The sequence below is a fragment of the Pseudomonas alvandae genome (genome assembly GCF_019141525.1).
Taxonomy (GTDB): Bacteria; Pseudomonadota; Gammaproteobacteria; order Pseudomonadales; family Pseudomonadaceae; genus Aquipseudomonas; species Aquipseudomonas alvandae.
The window spans coordinates 3,169,522-3,184,983 of record NZ_CP077080.1; the positions used below are offsets into that span (position 1 = coordinate 3,169,522).

At 62.4% G+C, this 15,462-nt stretch carries 12 protein-coding genes and 1 tRNA gene; 7 read left to right on the top strand and 6 right to left on the bottom strand.

Annotated features, from left to right (window positions below):
• Nucleotides 1–50 precede the first annotated feature (50 nt).
• The 4 genes from KSS97_RS14185 to KSS97_RS14200 are packed head-to-tail and all read left to right on the top strand — an operon-like array spanning nucleotide 51 to nucleotide 5,177.
• Nucleotides 51–533 (top strand): formate dehydrogenase subunit gamma, encoded by a 483-nt coding sequence (locus KSS97_RS14185; RefSeq protein WP_030138762.1) that lies wholly within the window; start codon nucleotides 51–53, stop codon nucleotides 531–533.
• Nucleotides 527–2,086, top strand: a complete 1,560-nt coding sequence (locus tag KSS97_RS14190) for a formate dehydrogenase beta subunit (protein ID WP_217859349.1) — start codon at nucleotides 527–529, stop codon at nucleotides 2,084–2,086. The genes KSS97_RS14185 and KSS97_RS14190 overlap by 7 nt, the downstream gene beginning before the upstream one ends.
• The gene (fdhF, locus tag KSS97_RS14195) at nucleotides 2,083–4,959 is read left to right on the top strand and encodes a formate dehydrogenase subunit alpha (protein ID WP_217859351.1); all 2,877 of its coding nucleotides are present in this window, start codon (nucleotides 2,083–2,085) and stop codon (nucleotides 4,957–4,959) included. The genes KSS97_RS14190 and fdhF overlap by 4 nt, the downstream gene beginning before the upstream one ends.
• Entirely contained in the window at nucleotides 4,956–5,177 is a 222-nt protein-coding gene (locus tag KSS97_RS14200) for a formate dehydrogenase subunit delta (protein ID WP_217859353.1), read from the top strand. The genes fdhF and KSS97_RS14200 overlap by 4 nt, the downstream gene beginning before the upstream one ends.
• Nucleotides 5,178–5,364: 187 nt before the next feature.
• Here KSS97_RS14200 and KSS97_RS14205 read toward each other — a convergent pair whose 3' ends face one another.
• Nucleotides 5,365–5,685 (bottom strand): isochorismate lyase, encoded by a 321-nt coding sequence (locus KSS97_RS14205; protein WP_217859355.1) that lies wholly within the window; start codon nucleotides 5,683–5,685, stop codon nucleotides 5,365–5,367.
• Between the two features lie 379 nt (nucleotides 5,686–6,064).
• Nucleotides 6,065–6,346 carry a hypothetical protein gene (locus KSS97_RS14210; protein WP_030138768.1) on the bottom strand — a complete coding sequence of 94 codons (282 nt, stop codon included), beginning with the start codon at nucleotides 6,344–6,346 and terminating at the stop codon, nucleotides 6,065–6,067.
• A gap of 528 nt (nucleotides 6,347–6,874) precedes the next feature.
• On the opposite strand from KSS97_RS14210, the gene KSS97_RS14215 reads away from it, so the two are divergent.
• Together KSS97_RS14215 and KSS97_RS14220 are read left to right on the top strand one after the other, a co-directional pair.
• Nucleotides 6,875–6,949 (top strand) — tRNA-Lys (locus tag KSS97_RS14215).
• Between the two features lie 24 nt (nucleotides 6,950–6,973).
• Nucleotides 6,974–9,286 carry a hypothetical protein gene (locus KSS97_RS14220; RefSeq protein ID WP_217859356.1) on the top strand — a complete coding sequence of 771 codons (2,313 nt, stop codon included), beginning with the start codon at nucleotides 6,974–6,976 and terminating at the stop codon, nucleotides 9,284–9,286.
• Nucleotides 9,287–9,352: 66 nt separating this feature from the next.
• Here the strand turns inward: KSS97_RS14220 and KSS97_RS14225 are convergent, their stop codons facing one another.
• From KSS97_RS14225 to KSS97_RS14235, 3 genes are all read right to left on the bottom strand, one after another.
• Nucleotides 9,353–10,492, bottom strand: coding sequence for an epoxide hydrolase family protein (locus KSS97_RS14225; RefSeq protein WP_217859358.1), 1,140 nt, complete (start codon nucleotides 10,490–10,492; stop codon nucleotides 9,353–9,355).
• Between the two features lie 21 nt (nucleotides 10,493–10,513).
• Entirely contained in the window at nucleotides 10,514–11,227 is a 714-nt protein-coding gene (locus KSS97_RS14230; RefSeq protein ID WP_217859361.1) for a hypothetical protein, read from the bottom strand.
• Nucleotides 11,228–11,371: 144 nt separating this feature from the next.
• On the bottom strand, nucleotides 11,372–12,616 hold the full coding sequence (locus KSS97_RS14235; protein ID WP_217859363.1) for an acyl-CoA dehydrogenase family protein: 1,245 nt from the start codon (nucleotides 12,614–12,616) through the stop codon (nucleotides 11,372–11,374).
• Between the two features lie 380 nt (nucleotides 12,617–12,996).
• On the opposite strand from KSS97_RS14235, the gene sfnG reads away from it, so the two are divergent.
• Nucleotides 12,997–14,094 (top strand): dimethylsulfone monooxygenase SfnG, encoded by a 1,098-nt coding sequence (sfnG, locus tag KSS97_RS14240; protein WP_217859365.1) that lies wholly within the window; start codon nucleotides 12,997–12,999, stop codon nucleotides 14,092–14,094.
• A 174-nt stretch (nucleotides 14,095–14,268) separates the two neighbouring features.
• On the opposite strand, the gene KSS97_RS14245 is transcribed toward sfnG, so the two are convergent.
• Entirely contained in the window at nucleotides 14,269–15,372 is a 1,104-nt protein-coding gene (locus tag KSS97_RS14245; RefSeq protein WP_217859373.1) for a sigma-54 interaction domain-containing protein, read from the bottom strand.
• Nucleotides 15,373–15,462 lie beyond the last annotated feature (90 nt).

The following is a 15,462-nucleotide window of genomic DNA, read 5'->3' on the forward strand; positions in this document are numbered from 1 at the left end:
GAACGACCAGCGCCACGCGGCGTTGTCGTTCGAGATGCCGAGGTACGTTTATGCCTGATGAGACGCTTCACCTGCCTCTGATCCACAGCGTGCTGGCGCGCGAGAAGGACACCCCCGGTGCCTTGTTGCCGATCCTCCATGCCATCCAGGAAGGTTGCGGGTACGTTCCCGACGCCGCCGTCCCTGAAATCGCCCATGCCCTCAACCTCAGCCAGGCTGAAGTGCGCGGTGTGATCAGCTTCTACCACGACTTTCGCACCACGCCACCGGCGCGCCACACCCTGCGCCTGTGCCGGGCCGAGTCGTGCCAGAGCATGGGGGCCGAGGGCCTGGCGGCGCAGTTGCGCGAACAGCTTTCGCTGGACGATCACGGCACCAGCGCCGACGGGGCCATCAGTCTGCGACCGGTCTATTGCCTCGGCGCGTGTGTCTGCTCGCCGGCCCTGGAACTGGATGGGGAACTGCACGCGCGATTGACCCCGGAACGCCTGCGCCAGTTGGTGAATGGTTGCCTGGAGGACGGTCCATGCTGACCCTCTGCATTCCCCGTGATTCAGTGGCCCGTGCCGTTGGTGCGGACAAAGTGGCCGATGCGCTGGTTCGCGAGGCCGAGCGGCGTCAGTTGCCGCTGGAGGTGTTGCGCACCAGTTCCCGTGGGCTTTATTGGCTGGAACCGTTGGTGGAACTGGACACGCCTGAAGGACGCTTGGGTTTTGGCCCGGTCACGGCCCAGGACGTACCGGGCCTGCTCGACGCGCTGGCGGGTGATCCTGGCAGCCATCCATCGGCATTGGGATTGGTTGAGCTCATTCCTTACCTCAAGAGCCAACAACGCCTGTTGTTTGCCCGTGCCGGCATCACCCAGCCGTTGTCCCTCGATGACTACCGCGCCCAAGGCGGCTTTCTCGGACTGGCCCGGGCGATCCAGACGGAGGGCGCCGAGGTGGTTGCCCAAGTGTTGGATTCCGGCCTGCGTGGCCGGGGCGGGGCGGCGTTCCCGGCGGGCATCAAGTGGCGCACCGTGCGCGACGCCCCGGGACCGCAGAAATACGTGGTCTGCAATGCCGACGAAGGCGACTCCGGCACCTTTGCCGACCGCATGCTGATGGAAGGCGACCCGTTCCTGCTGATCGAAGGCATGATCATCGCCGGTATCGCCGTGGGCGCGACGATGGGCTACATCTACGTGCGTTCGGAATACCCGGACGCCGTCAGCACCCTGAACCAAGCACTGCGCATTGCCCGCGAGGCCGGTTACCTGGGCGTGGATGTGGGGGGCAGTGGCCGCGCCTTCGAACTTGAAGTCCGGGTCGGCGCCGGTGCCTACATCTGTGGCGAGGAAACCGCGCTGCTCGAATCCCTCGAAGGCAAGCGCGGCACGGTGCGCGCCAAGCCGCCGCTGCCGGCGTTGCAAGGACTGTTTGGTTTGCCGACGCTGGTGCATAACGTGGTGACGCTGGCCTCGGTGCCGGTGATCCTGGAGAAAGGCGCGCAGTTCTATCGTGACTTTGGCATGGGCCGTTCCCTGGGCACCATGCCGTTCCAATTGGCCGGCAACGTGCGTCGTGGCGGCCTGGTGGAGCGGGCGTTCGGCCTGAGCCTGCGCGAATTGGTGGAAGAGTACGGCGGCGGCACCGCCAGCGGTCGTCCGCTGAAGGCGGCGCAAGTCGGCGGGCCGTTGGGCGCCTGGGTGCCGCCGGCGCAGTTCGATACGCCGCTGGACTACGAAGCGTTCGCCGCCATGGGTGCGATGCTTGGCCACGGTGGCGTGGTGGTCGCCGATGACAGCCTGGACATGGCTAAGATGGCCCGGTTCGCCTTGCAGTTCTGCGCCGAGGAATCCTGCGGCAAATGCACGCCGTGCCGCATCGGTTCGACCCGTGGCGTCGAGGTGGTGGATCGCCTGCTCGCCAGCACCGATGCCAATGCCCGCCAAGAACAGGCGTTGTTGCTGCATGACCTTTGCGACACGCTGCAATACGGCTCGCTCTGTGCCCTCGGTGGGATGACGTCCTACCCCGTCGCCAGCGCCCTCAAGCATTTCCCCGCCGACTTCGGTCTGGCGACCTCGGAGGCCGACCAATGATCACTATCTTCGATCCAGCCAGCGACATCGACCTGGGCACCCCGGCCCGCGAAAGCGACGTGCAGGTCAGCCTGACCATCGACGGGCGTGAAATCAGCGTCCCCTCCGGCACTTCGGTGATGCGCGCGGCGGCCTTGCTCGGCACGACCATTCCCAAACTGTGCGCCACCGACAGCCTGGAAGCCTTCGGCTCCTGCCGCATGTGCCTGGTGGAAATCGACGGCATGCGCGGCTATCCAGCCTCCTGCACGACGCCGGTGACCGCCGGCATGGTGGTTCGCACGCAAACGTCCAAGCTCGCCACCCTGCGGCGCAACGTGATGGAACTGTACATTTCCGACCACCCGCTGGATTGCCTGACGTGCCCGGCCAACGGCAACTGCGAATTGCAGACCGTGGCGGGGCAGGTCGGCTTGCGCGAGGTGCGCTACGGCTACGAAGGCGCCAATCACCTCGCCGAAGCCAAGGACGTGTCCAACCCGTATTTCGATTACGACCCGAGCAAGTGCATCGTCTGCAGTCGCTGCGTGCGCGCCTGCGAGGAAATCCAGGGCACCTTCGCCCTGACCATCAGTGGGCGCGGCTTCGATTCCCGGGTGGAAGCTGCCGGCGGTGACAATTTCCTCGATTCCGAATGCGTGTCTTGTGGCGCCTGCGTCCAGGCCTGCCCGACGGCCACGCTGATCGACAAAAGCGTCGTGGAAATCGGCCAGCCGGAGCGCAGCGTCATCACCACCTGCGCCTATTGCGGCGTGGGTTGCTCGTTCCGCGCCGAGATGAAAGGTGAACAGCTGGTGCGCATGGTCCCGGACAAGAACGGCCAGGCCAACCACGGCCACTCCTGCGTCAAGGGCCGCTTCGCCTGGGGCTATGCGACGCACCCGGACCGCATCACCAAGCCGATGATCCGCAAGCACATCAACGATCCGTGGCAGGAAGTCAGCTGGGACGAGGCGGTCACCTACGCCGCCAGCGAACTGCGGCGCATCCAGCTCAAGTACGGGCGCGACTCCATTGGCGGCATCACCTCCAGCCGCTGCACCAACGAAGAAACCTATCTGGTGCAGAAGCTGGTGCGCACGGCGTTCGGCAACAACAACGTCGACACCTGTGCCCGGGTCTGCCATTCACCGACCGGCTATGGCCTCAAGCAAACCTTGGGTGAATCCGCCGGTACCCAGAATTTCGATTCGGTGATGAAAGCCGACGTCATCCTGGTGATGGGCGCCAACCCCACCGACGCGCACCCGGTGTTCGGTTCGCAACTCAAGCGCCGCCTGCGCCAGGGCGCGCGGTTGATCGTCATCGACCCACGGCGCATCGACCTGGTGGATTCGCCCCACGCCCGCGCCGAACTGCACTTGCAACTGCGTCCGGGCACCAACGTGGCGATGCTCAACGCGTTGGCCCATGTGATCGTCACCGAAGGCCTTGTTGACGAGCCTTTCGTCAAGGCGCGTTGCGAGGCGACGGACTTTGCCCGCTGGCGCGATTTTGTCAGCCTGCCGGAAAACTCGCCCGAGGAACTCGGCCCGGTCTGCGGCGTGCCTGCCGAACAGATCCGCGCCGTCGCGCGGGTCTACGCCACGGGTGGCAACGCGGCCATCTACTATGGCCTCGGCGTCACCGAACACAGCCAGGGCAGCACCTCGGTGATGGGCATCGCCAACCTCGCCATGGCCACCGGTAACATCGGTCGCGAAGGCGTCGGCGTGAACCCGCTGCGTGGGCAGAACAACGTCCAGGGCTCCTGCGACATGGGTTCGTTCCCCCACGAACTGCCTGGCTACCGGCACATCTCCAATGAAGCGGTCCGCGCCCAGTTCGAGCAGGCCTGGAACGTGACCCTGCAACCCGACCCCGGCCTGCGCATCCCGAACATGTTCGAGGCGGCGCTGGACGGCACCTTCAAGGCGCTTTACTGCCAAGGCGAGGACATCGCCCAGAGTGATCCGAACACCCAGCACGTGACCGCTGCACTGTCCGCGTTGGAATGCGTGATCGTCCAGGACATCTTCCTCAACGAAACGGCCAAGTTCGCCCACGTGTTCCTGCCGGGCAGCTCGTTTCTGGAGAAGGACGGCACCTTCACCAACGCCGAACGCCGCATCTCCCGCGTGCGCAAGGTGATGGACCCGTTGGCCGGCAAGGCCGACTGGGAAGCCACCATCGCCCTGGCCGAGGCCTTGGGCTACAAGATGGATTACCGCCATCCTTCGGAAATCATGGATGAAATCGCCCGTTTGACGCCGACCTTCAGCCGCGTCAGTTACGCCGAACTGGAGCGCCACGGCAGCCTGCAATGGCCGTGCAACGACGCCGCGCCGGACGGCACGCCGACCATGCACATCGAGGAGTTCGTGCGCGGCAAAGGGCGCTTCATGCTCACCGGCTATGTGCCCACCGAAGAGAAGGTCAACAGCCGTTATCCGCTGTTGCTGACCACCGGGCGCATCCTCAGCCAGTACAACGTCGGTGCCCAGACCCGGCGCACCGACAACGTTGCCTGGCATGAGGAAGATCGCTTGGAAATCCATCCGACCGACGCCGAGAACCGCGGGATTGTCGATGAAGACTGGGTCGGCATCGGCAGCCGCGCCGGGCAGACCGTGCTGCGGGCCAAAGTGACCGAGCGGGTGGCGCCGGGCGTGGTCTACACCACGTTCCACTTCCCCGAATCGGGGGCCAACGTGATCACTACCGACAACTCCGACTGGGCCACCAACTGCCCGGAATACAAGGTGACGGCGGTGGAAATCGTACGGGTCAGCCAGCCTTCGGAATGGCAGAAGCGTTACCAGGCCTTCAGTGATGAACAAAGTCGCCTGCTCAGGGAACGCCGCCATGCCGAAAAAGCCGAGGTGCGCCGATGAGCTCGCAGAACCTGATCAAGATGGCCAACGAAATCGCCCGGTACTTCGCCACCGAGCCTGACCAGGCGCTGGCGGTGAACGGCATCCGCCAGCACATCAAGAGCTTCTGGACGCCGGGCATGCGCCGGGACCTGGGGGCATGGCAGGAAAAACACCCGGATGCGGTGCTGCATCCGTTGGTGTTGGCGGCGTTGAAAGAGCCGGAGGGAGCCACTTAAGCAAAACTATCTGTGCCCCTGTGCCCTTGTGGCGAGGGGATTTATCCCCGCTCGGCTGCGCAGCAGTCGTAACCAGTCAGCACGGTTCATTAGATGCAACGCGGTGCCTGGTATGGGGTTGCTGCGCAACCCAGCGGGGCGGTGCGACGTTTCGCTAAATCCCCTCGCCACAGTATTATGAGATGGCTCAGGTCTGGGGCTGCTGCGCCGTCCAGTGTTTCATCTCTTCAGCAATAAAATGATTCACCAGGTCGCTGTACATTTTCTCGATGGCATCCGGGCTCAATCCCTCGGCCTCGGCCCATTCCCGCCGAGTCGTCAACATTGCCTTGAAGCGCTCCGGTGCACGTACCGACGTGGCCGATGTCTTGAACTTCGACGCCGCGAGCACGTACTGAAAGCGTTTGCCCAGCAGCTTGATGACGTCTCGGTCGAGGGTATCTATTTCCTGGCGGATTTCTTCCATGCCGGTGCATTGCGCAGGGGATAGCTGGTTTTTTACTTCCATTTAGGTTTATTCCATTTGTGGTAGATGGTCTATTTGCTGTGGCAGCTTACTCGGGATATTGGCTCTACAGTCGGCCTGGATGTTTTTGGGTTTGGCGTAACCGACCTGATTCTTACGGTCATACTCCGATCCATTGTGGGAGCGAGCCTGCTCCGGGCGGCGTTCCGACGAAAGCGGTGGGTCAGCTTGCATCTGCATTCGCTGTGCCGCCGTCATCGCGAGCAAGCTCGCTCCCACAGTGGATCTTTAGCGAATATAAAACTTATGCGCTCCACAGATCTCTTGTGGGAGCGAGCTTGCTCGCGATGACATTCGATCAGTCACTATCTGTGGTGGCTGACACGGTGCCATCGCGAGCAAGCTCGCTCCTACAGTGCTGTTAGCCTTCTAGGCCGCGTTGTTCGATGACGCCGAATACGTCCGTCGCGTCTTGCACGAGGATCCGGGCAACGTTGGTCAGGGTGTTGATGTCGCTGGTGGAGGAGTCGCGCAGGCTGGAGCAGGCTACCAGGGTCAGGAAATCGAGCGTGGCGTGCAGGCGTTCGCTGACGCAGGCGTGAAGTTCGGGCAGTGGGGCTTGAGTGTCGATCAGCAGGACGGGCTGGGTCGTAGCGGTTTGGGTCAGAGGGGTGTAGCGGGGTAACTGTTGATTAGCTGTCATGAGATTACTTCCTTCAATAAAAGAAATGCCCCCTTTTCGCTGCGAAACAAATGGGTGGCAGTTGCGCGCAGGTTCGCAGACCGAGGAAGGAAAACTCGGCAGACCCGAAAGTCTCCCGCGCGCAACCGCCATAAAATGAAAGCGGGCAAGTTTGCCTGAATTTCACTCGACGGTGCATTTCCTTTGTGATCGGGCTGCGAAACCCAGTCACTGACGAAAGCCAGCGACGCCCCAACTATAGAAGTCGATCCCACCCCCCACAACCGACTTGTAGGACGCCCCCGATCCCCCGTGGCGAGGGAGCTTGCTCCCGCTCGGTGGCGCAGCCGCCGCAAAACCGGGCTATGCGGTGTACCTGGACAAATGGAATCGCTGATTTGGGGCCGCTTCGCAGCCCAGCGGGAGCAAGCTCCCTCGCCACGGGTCGTCATTTCCTACGTGATTTTCGGACCGCAAAATCGCGCCACATATCCTGTCATCCAAGACGCTTCACATCTCGGTGATGCTGACCGACAATGCCCGCTCTGCTCCGGGGTAGTTCAGCGGTAGAACACCTGGCTCTTAACCGGGTGGGCGCTGGTTCGAATCCAGCCCCCGGACCCATTATTCGCAGGGTCATCAGCGCGTATGCTCACGGACGACACCAAATCTGACGGAACACAGGGCATCGGCGCGGGCTATGCGGCCTTCCAATTGTCCAAGGCACTCGTCGCCCAAAGCGCCGATCCCGAGCCAGAAGCCCAGGCCAAAGTGGCTCAGCGGATCGCCCGTTGGCAGCAGGTATTGGCGCATGCCGCGCAAGGGACTCTGCGGTACGGCGCCCGGATGCCGATAGCCGATATTCCTGTCTGGGTGACGTTGGAAGTTGCCACGGGCGGATTTGCCACGGGGCAGCTGCTGGCCGGTGGTGAACTGAATGAGCACGAGCAAGCGCTGGCTGCCTCGATCCCGGGTATCCGTTCCGGCTTCGAACGTCTGGACCTCAATGCGTGGTATCTGACGGATGAAGGGCTCGACGTATTGCGCAGCTATCTGGCGACGGGCTGTTACCGTGTCGACGTTCCGGAGGAGTCGGCCCTGCTGAGCGTTGCGTGGCTGCTGGACCACCGTCAAGTGGATGAAGCCTGGGCACTCATCGAGACCATCACCCCGTTCTTCGATCGGCTGCGCTTCTTTCCATCGCCTTGTGCAAAACCGCAATCTTCTTCGGCGCAAGTCCATGTCTTCAATGTCGGTGATATTCGCCAGCGGCTCTTGAAGTTGCGGGCTCAGCCACGACTGGCGGTCCAGAAGCAGGTCATCGAAATCTGCCTGCCGCTGTACGACGCCGCTGTCTCCCATTTCCTTTTGACTTACCAGGATGAGTGGCCGTGCAGGGTTTATCCCGAGGGCTGGCGCGAACGGGCCGCTTCGCTTTGCACGCGTTTTAATGCGGTCTGCGAAGCTGAGGGACACACCATCGGGGCTTCGAAACCACGCCTCTTGGAACTGTTCGCACTGCTCGAACAATGCGCTGGCGACTCAAGCTCGTTGACAGGCCGACAAGTCGGCCGGATTCGTCAGATCGTTGGAGATTTCGTGCGCAAGCATGGTCTGCCCGACTCCGACCTTCATCGTGAGTACCGATCCAGACAGCGCGAGGATGTCGCCGCGCCGGACCACCACGTGCTCGCCAAGGCGGTTGCCAAGCGAATGGAGCGTTATCCGGCCGATGACGGCGTATCGGACCTGACGCCCTTGCTTGAGCCGATCACCGCAGAGGAGGCAGCCGTATTCGCCCTTGCCGACGGGGCTGACCTTCCGAAGTCGATTCGCCAGCGGGTGGAGCGCTGCGGTAGCGGTACGATTGCCGAACTGATCGAACGCGGCTTGATTACGTCGGGCGACACCGTCGCGCGGGTATTGCCGGCGATGACCGCTGACATACGTAGCGCCGGGTTTCCCGACCCGATACTGGGCAATCTCTACGCGGCGACTTATCGTGCTTTTCGCCGGCGCCGCTCGTTGTTATTGATCGATCTTCAAAGCCAGGTCAGGCTGGACGAGCTGCCCTGGGTGGCGCTCATGGAAGGCCAACGACAACGTCACTCTCTCGACGCGGACATCGCTCGGCAGGCGCTTATCGAGGCATCAGCGCTGACGCTGACTGCCTTTCCCCAGGCGATCCTGCCCAACAAGCTGCTCAAGGAACTGCGTGCCCTCGCCGAAACAGCCGGGCTGGACCTTCCATTCGTGGACGAAGTCGCTTCGGACATCTTCATGGGCGAGTTTTCCAACAAGTTCATCGACGCCTCCAGGCGGGCGGGCAGGGCGCTGGCAGGTACCCTTTACGCCCGTTACTACGATATCGATACGCAGGTCCTGACGACGCTTCCCGACAAACCCAAGTCGAGGGCGAGCCAACCTTTCTGGCGGCGCTCGTCAACAGGCACCGATGCCTTGACGACCTTGTGCGCGCGGCGGGCAAACGCAGAGCTGGGTACGTGGCGTCCCGCAACCAACGGCACCATCATTGAACAGCAACAGATAGTCACCACGCAGAACCTCGCGCTGCTGTTCTGCGAGCTAGACCTGAAAACACTGTTGCATCCACGCTTGAGCTCACTCGCCCAGGCCTGTTTTGAATGGATCTGCAGACGCCAGCAGATGCGTATCGAGCAGTATCACGGGCGCTTGATCATGCTCAAGAACACGGCTTACGCCTGGCGCCAGATGATTTTTTACCTGTCGATGCTCGACGAATCCGAAATGCTGTCGGCTATCGAAGGCATCGAAGCGCATTTGCGTAGTCAGCCGGCGGCTTTCCAGGAGAAGTTTCGACCTGCAATGGTTGGGCTGCGCCTGGCAGCAGCGGGACGTCGCTTGCCGCAACAGAATAGAACCATCGAAGGTGCACGCGTTTTCCTGGGGTGGACGACTGAGTCGCATTGGTTGCGATAAAACGTGCGGTAACGAAGGGCAGGCCCGGTTGGGAGATTGCCTTGATCATGGTAAGGCTCGACTTGCTTAACGGTAGTCCCGAAAAAACGCCCGAATATCCTCCGCCAACAACTCAGGCTGCTCCAACGCCGCAAAATGACCGCCCCGGGGCATCTGCGTCCAGCGCTGGACGTTGTAGCCACGCTCCACCCAACTGCGTGGCGGCAGCGGCAGCTCCTTGGGAAACAGCGTGACCCCCAACGGCGGCTTTATTCGCTCACCGCTGGCAAGCACCAGAGGCCGGCGGCTGCCTTCCACGTACGGGCGAAGCGACGAGCCAATGCAGTTGGTCAGCCAGTAGAGCGTCACATTGGTCAGCAACCATCCGCGGTCGATGGGGGCGCTCGGATCGCACCACGACAGAATCTTCTCGCCCATCCAGGCCAGCAATCCCGCAGGTGAGTCGTTCAAGCCCACGGCCAGGCTTTGCGGCTTGGTGCGCTGGATGTGCGCATAGGCACCTTCGGCTTCGCTGAAGGCCGCGGCGCGTTGCTGGAACGCCGTTTCCTCTTCGCTCAAAGGCGGGTCGACTTCGCCCAGGGGCGGGCGATAGGCGCCGGGGATGTAGTTGAGGTGGATGCCGGTCAGGCGCTCGGGAAAGCGCAGGCCCAACCAACTGGTGACCGCCGCGCCCACATCGCCACCCTGGGCACCGAACTGCTCATAACCGAGCCCGGCCATCAGCTCGCGCCACAAACCGGCCACTTCATAAGGCCCGCAACCGGTTTGCTTGAACGGCGCGGAAAAGGTGTAGCCCGGCAAGGACGGCACCACTACGTCAAAGGCATCGGCCGGGTCGCCGCCATGGCTGGCGGGGTCCGTCAGCAGTTCGATGATCCGCTGCATCTCGATGAACGAGCCGGGCCAGCCATGGGTGAGCACCAGCGGCATGGGATTGGGCCCGACCCCGCGCTGGTGGACGAAATGAATCTCTTGCTCGCCCAGGGTGGCGAGGAACTGTGGCAGGCGATTGAGTGCTGCTTCCTGAGCGCGCCAGTCGAAGGTTGTCGACCAGTGGGTGATGAGGTCGCGCAGCACGTCCGCGTCCATGCCTTCGTTCCAGCCCACGCTGGCCAAGGGCTGCGGCAACCGGGTGTTTCGCAGGCGATCTTTCAAGTCAGCGAGCATGCTTTCAGGCGTGTCGATGACAAAAGGTCTGGCGAACATGTTTTCCTCCAAACAGCCGGATCAGGAACCGAAGCGTGCTTTCTGCCGGGTCCAGGCCAGTTTTATGGCTTCGATGTTCGGCACGAACCTGGACATATGCCGAACTCCCACTACCGGTACCTTGCGGTCGTTGATGGTGGCGGTAAACCCGTACGTGGCGCGGTAGGACGAAGAATCGATATGGTCGAGCGGTGCTTCGTTCCCGAATGCTTCCCACAGGATCCGCGCGGCCGACGGGCTGCCCAGGCCATTGCTGTAGGCGATGATCAGCTCAGGCTCGGCGAGGGGTACGGTTACGCGCTGGAAGAAATCCATGGATTTTCGAGTCAACGATTCAAGGCTGGCCGCAGAGGACTGGCGCGCCACTTTCTGGATGGCCGCGGCGTCGGCGGAGCAAAGCAGCAAGGCGTTGGTGTAGATCGTGTCGCGCCAGTCGAAGCCCAGGTCGGCAGGCAGTTGTGTCAGGCGCCGGGCCAGGGTTTTGGTGCCCCAGCCACCTTCCAATCCATGGGCGACGTTGGAAAAGGACGGTTGGTCATAGCCGGCGTGGATGGCTCCCGCGTTGGTGTGAATGGCGTCGGCGAGTGAGCCGTTGAAGCCGACCATGATCAATCGTTTGCGACTCGCTGGCGCGGCAAGCAGCTCGAAGGCGCAGTCAAATGGGCGGGCCGGGAAGTCGCCGATATCCAGCTCTTCCAGTGCCGCAAGAATCAAATCGCGGGTTTTCAGCGGCATGTTGCATCCGTTCGTGGCTCGTAATGGTCGGGGGCGGGCCAAGGCCGGCGACTGCAGTCGTTTTTGTCTTGGCCCGCTGGCAGGCCGATTCAGGCGCCTAGGGTAGGCGATTTGAACAGGCACCGGCAATTGGCCACGCCCCGTTCAACGCTGTTTCGACCCCCCACCAATCTGCCAGACATACGGCGGTTCCGTCCCATTGATCTCCCAATCCCCAATGATGCGTTCCTTGTAGATCAGCGGATTATGGGACGCCGCGGTGCGGGCGTTGCGCCAGTGGCGGTCGAGGGCTTTGCCGGTGCTGGTGGCGGATGCGCCGAGGGCGTTGAACAGGTCGCTGGTGGCGCGCAGCGTCAGGTCGGCGACCACCACTTGGGCCTGGGCCGATTCGAGTTCGGCGAGGATGTTGGCGGTGTGCTCGGCTTCGGTGTCCTGGCCGAAGCGACGTTCATAGGCTCGCTGCGAGGCGCTGGCGGCGCGCAGGGTCGTGGCTTCGGCGGCGTAGACTTGGGCTGATGCCTTGCCGATCACTTGCTGGACCTGGACGTCCTGGCTTACTTCGCTGGCATTGCCGGTGCTGAAGACGCGGGTGCGTTGGCGCACGTGTTCGCTGAAGTCCTGGACGGCGGCGCGGCCGGCGCCCGTCTGCACGGCGAGCAGGACCAGTTGGTAGAACGCGGTCTGGTATTTGAAACGGGTGGAAAAATCGATGAGGTTTTCAGCCTCCACCACGGCATTCTCGAACACCGATGTGCCGCTGCCGGTGGTGCGCTGGCCGAAACCGTCCCAGTCATCGCTTTGCTTGACACCCGGTTGGTGGACATTGACGGCGGCGATCACATCGGCACCGTTGTCGTCGCGTTGGGCATAGAGGTCGATCCAGTCGGCGAAGATGCTGCCGGTGCTGTAGTACTTGGTGCCGTTGGCCACCCATTGCTCGCCCTGGCGGGATACACGAGTGATGACCTGGCCGAGTTTCACCGCGCCGATTTCGGTCCAGGCGTTGCCCACCAGGTCACCGTCGACGAAGCGCTTGAACCAGACGTCTTGCGGGCTGCTGGCGTGGGCATTCAGACGATCCTCGACAAAGGCGAAGTGGCCGCGCAGGGCCTGGGGCAGGTTGGAGTCGGCCTCGGCCAGTTCGATCAGCAGGTGCAACAGCTGCGGCAACGAAGCCCCGGCGCCGCCGAATTCGACCGGAATCCGCACGGCACCGAAGCCCGCTTCCTTCAACCATTTCACCTGTTCGAACGGCAGGCTGCGTGATTGTTCACGCTCCAGGGCGCCGGCCTGGATGCGCGCGAAAATCGGCCGGAACCGCTCGGCCAGGGCTTCATAGTCGGTGCCGGTGGAAAGGACTGGTGGCAAGTGTTGTTGCTGTGCGGTCATGGCGGTGTTCCTTTTGAGGACGAGAGAGCGGGCAAGGTGAAAACCTGCCGTTGCCGACAACCATTGCACGCTCCATGCCCGGTGCTTGAAGCCAATGAAAACGGGGCGTTCGCCGAGTATCCCAGCACAAAAGCTGTCGTTCTGCGGGCAATCTGTCCGGCGACTGTGCGCCAGGCAACAGTCAGTCCTTTGGGCAGCGGCACGCCGGGTGTTGGCTGTGCAACAGCGATCCAACAGCCTGCCTGTCGCACGACAGCCATGAAAATCAGAAAACTTACTAACCTATTGAAAATAAAGGATAAATATAAATGGCACGGTTGCTGCTCTAGCCGTTGTACAGAGGCGACGACGCCTATATTCAACGAGCTGGGAGACACGCAATGAGCCAGGACACGATCAAGTTTGCCTACTGGGTGCCCAACGTCAGCGGCGGGCTGGTGGTCAGTAAAATCCCGCAGCGCACCGACTGGGGCATCGATTACAACCGCAAGCTGGCGCAGATCGCCGAGGCTGCTGGTTTTGACTATGCCCTGACCCAGATCCGTTTCACCGCCGGTTACGGCGCCGAATACCAGCACGAATCGGTGGCGTTCAGTCATGCGCTGCTGGCATCCACCACGCGCCTCAAAGTCATCGCGGCGGTATTGCCGGGGCCTTGGACGCCTTCGGTGCTGGCCAAGCAGATCGCGACCATCGACCAACTGACGGGCGGCCGCGTGGCGATCAACGTGGTGTCCGGCTGGTTCAAGGGCGAATTCACCGCCATCGGCGAACCCTGGCTGGAGCACGACGAACGCTATCGCCGTTCCGAGGAATTCATCACCACGCTCAAGGGCATCTGGACCACCGACGACTACACCTTTCGCGGCGACTTCTATCGTTTCAATGGCTACACCCTTAAGCCCAAACCCTTGCAACAGCACCCGGAGATTTTCCAGGGCGGCAGCTCCCGGGCCGCGCGGGACATGGCTGCCCGGGTGTCCGACTGGTACTTCACCAACGGCAACACCGTCGAAGGGGTCAAGGCCCAGGTCGATGACCTGCGTGCCAAGGCCGCGGCGAACAACCACACGGTCAAGGTCGGGGTGAATGCTTTCATCATTGCCCGCGACACCGAGGAAGAAGCCCGCGCGGTGCTGGCCCAGATCATCGACCAGGCCGACCCCGAAGCCGTCAACGCGTTTGGCGACGCCGCCAAGCAGGCCGGCAAGGCCAGCCCGGAAGGCGAGGGCAACTGGGCCAAGTCCAGCTTCGAAGACCTGGTGCAGTATAACGATGGCTTCAAGACCAACCTGATCGGCACGCCCCGACAAATCGCCGAGCGCATCGTGGCGTTGAAAGCCGTGGGTGTGGATCTGGTGCTCGCCGCGTTCCTGCACTTCCAGGAGGAAGTGGAGTATTTCGGCCAACGAGTCCTGCCGCTGGTGCGTGAGTTGGAGAAGGGCAAGGTGCAGGCTAAAGCGGCGGCGGTGGCCTAGCGAAGAAACAGGAGGTTCCGTGGCGAGGGAGCTTGCTCCCGCTGGGTCGGTCCGACATCTCGGGCGCAGCAGCCCGGACCTTCACGGCGGAGTATCAGGGGGCTCAATCAGCTTCATTGGGGGCGCTGCGCACCCCAGCGGGAGCAAGCTCCCTCGCCACGGGTGAGCGTTGGCTCAGGTTGAAAGGTTCACCACCCGACCATCCCGCGTGCTCAGCGCGCCGCGGCGTTTGTTGACCACCAACTCACCGATCCGAATCAGCAGGCTGCGGGTGACGTTTCGGCTCAGGCCCAGCAAGCTGGCGGTGTGGACCTGGTTGCAACTGGCGTAGCGGTAGGCGGTGCGCAGCAGGGCGGCTTCGACCTTTTCATGGACATCGCCTTGCGCTTGCTCGAGCAATTGCACAAAGGCTTTTTCCAGCAATGCTTCCGCCGTTTGCGGCGCGCTGTCCTGTGATAGATCCTGGCGCTCGATGCGAAAGTTGGACAGGTGGAGATCCTGCACGCCGATCACTGGGTTGCGGCAGATCAGCAGCGTGTGATGGATGACGTTCTCCAGTTCGCGAATATTCCCCGGCCAGGAATAATCGAGCAATTTGCGCTGGGCCTGGGCATCCAGCGTGACCTCGCCATGACCCAGCCTGCGGCTGTATTCGGCAATGAAATGACGGATCAGCGGCAGGATGTCGCCGGGCCGTTCGCGCAAGGGCTTGAGCACCAGGCTCACCACATTCAAGCGGTAATACAGGTCCTCGCGAAAGTGCCCGGCGTTGATGGCTCTTTCCAATTGCACGTTGGTGGCCGCCAGCACCCGCACGTTGATCTTGATGCTCTTGCGCGAGCCCAGGCGGACGACTTCGCGCTCTTGTAGAACGCGCAGCAACTTGACCTGGATCGGCAGCGGCAAGTCACCGATTTCATCGAGGAACAGCGTGCCGCCATCGGCCTCTTCGAACCACCCGGCCTTGGCCGTCAATGCGCCGGTGAATGCGCCTTTCTCATGGCCGAACAGCTCGGCTTCCACCAGCGTCTCGGAAAACGCCCCGCAGTTCACTGCCACGAACGGCTTGTCGCGCCGAGCGCTGAGGCTATGGACGTGGCGCGCGACCAATTCCTTGCCGGTGCCGGTCTGGCCGATGATCAATACGCTGGCATCGCTGGGCGCCACCTGTTGCAAATGGGCCAAGAGTGCCTGGGAGCTGGGGTCTGCGAAAACCTGGGCCGTGGCGCGAATCGAAGTGGCCAGACCGGGGGACGGGGGAAGGGTTAGAAGCTGCATGGCGAAGGCCCGTAAATGAGTGCGTGATGAGGTGACAACCAGCGTTTCTTGCTGGCATTACCGTGCGAAGCCATTGGGCTTGATGGCTAA